This window comes from Aeribacillus sp. JST-2, from assembly GCF_056032925.1.
In genome coordinates this window covers 1-2,019 of sequence record NZ_JBVVUU010000090.1, presented here as the reverse complement: position 1 = coordinate 2,019, position 2,019 = coordinate 1, and the positions used below count along the sequence as shown (strand labels likewise).

Sequence of the window (2,019 nt, the reverse complement as noted above, 5' to 3'; positions counted from 1 at the left end):
TAATCAAGAAAAAGAGAGCTATTTTAAGAAAAAGATAGACTAAGAGTAACTATGTCCAAAACTCGGGGGTTAATCCGTTAAGTGTTTGGTTAGTAATCAAGGTAATGCAAATAGTAATCAATTTAGCACCACTTTGTAATTCGGAAATTAAAGTAACCTATATAAATCAAGGAGGTAGTTATGGAATACATTAAGTTGGAAAAAATTTCTTTAAAAGACCACCCTCAAATAAATGAAAAATGGGTACAACAAAAAATTGCTGAGGACCCATCCATACTCGGATTGGGCGAGATTGAATTGAAAGACATGGAGCGGAAACAGCCTAGGGCAGGGCGACTTGATTTTTTGTTTCAAGATGATAATAATCGTCGATATGAAGTGGAACTACAATTGGGAAAAACGGACGAAAGTCACATTATAAGAACGATAGAGTATTGGGATATTGAGAGGAAAAGGTCTCCTCAATTTGAACATGTGGCAGTTATTATTGCTGAAGATATTACAAGCAGGTTTTTAAACGTAATAAGTCTCTTCAATGGAAATATTCCTATAATTGCTATTCAAATGAATGCAGTACAGATAGAAGATAAAATCGGTCTTCAGTTTATTACTGTCTTAGATGAAACAGCTCTTCCTATGTATGAAGAAGATGAAGAGTTTCAAACTCCAACAGACCGGAAATTTTGGGAAGAAAAAGCGACTCCAGAAACTGTTGCACTTGCAGATGAACTGTTAAGTTTAATACATGAACATATTAACAATAATATTAGGCTTAAATACAATAAGTTTTACATAGGCTTAGAGCAAAACGGCGTAGCTAATAATTTTGTGACATTTAAGCCGCGGAAGCAAAACATAATTTTTCAACCGAAGTCAGAACGATTGCAAGAAATTGATGAATGGATTGAGGAATCTGGCTTAGATGTATTAGAGTACAGCAAAAGGGACAGAACATATCGAATCCGATTGACTAAGAATGATATTAATGAGCATAAAGATTTGCTTGTAAAGTTAATAAAGCATTCTTTTAATTATATGAATGGTTAACATTTTATTGAAATGAATTTATACAAATGTATATCGTTTTATAAAAACCAAATATCCTTTATCGATATTTAGTTTTTACTGAAGATTTATTTTGTAATCGTTAATTTTAAAAAGAAGCTCTACAAGAGCAAGTAAAATAATTTTATGAAGACATCCAAATCGTTTTAAGTAGTTCCGTTTTTGTGGAGAAACATTAGAAACGGCATATGAAATAGCAGACCAAATAGCAATTAAAATGGTCTGCTATTTTTTATGGTGCGCCCGGCATGTACATGAACTATAGGGTGTAAGTCCCGAACCCCGAAGACAGAAGTAGAGGTTAGCCAAGAGCAAGGGTGTCCGTGGTGACGCGGAATCTGAAGGAAGCTGGAGGCAAAACACCGGTCCGAGGAACACGAACCTCATATAAGGCTAGGTATGATTGAGTGAGTTTGCCAAACAAAACAAAGCTCTTTCTGTCGAAGGTCATATCGAGTAAATGAGGCGGATAGATGGTGTGAAAGTGCATGTACTTACCCGGGGAGGTCTGGCGGATAGGTGAAATACGCTTCATAACCTACTTAGTGATAAGTAGCTGAACCGTCAGAAGTCAGCAGAGGTCATAGTATTAGTTGGTTTAGAACTACTAAGAAGGACCGAACAATTAAGAGAGAATAGCCCTTGGCATTCAGTGAGTCATGATGAACACAGAAAACGTAGTACCTCACTTGAGGGAGGAAGCGGTGAATCCCGTGGGAGACCTCTTGGAGGGTGGAGTGACCACTGGCATAAAGAGAACAGCTATTCACGGAAGTTATAAAGACTTGCGTCAATTATCTTAATTGAACCGCCGTATACGGAACCGTACGTACGGTGGTGTGAGAGGTCGGGGGTTAGTCACCCCCTCCTACTCGATTTGCGGCAAACAGGCGGAATCGTTCAACGAGATGGAAAATGTTTGGGTGAAAGAACATGAAAATAGAAAGTATCTTT

1 protein-coding gene is annotated in these 2,019 nt (G+C 37.5%); it reads left to right on the top strand.

All coding sequences use genetic code 11. The features are described 5' to 3' along the window. Positions 1-180 precede the first annotated feature (180 nt). On the top strand, positions 181-1,047 hold the full coding sequence (locus tag AC0KTX_RS16680) for a hypothetical protein (RefSeq protein ID WP_340856281.1): 867 nt from the start codon (positions 181-183) through the stop codon (positions 1,045-1,047). The last annotated feature ends 972 nt before the right edge of the window (positions 1,048-2,019 follow it).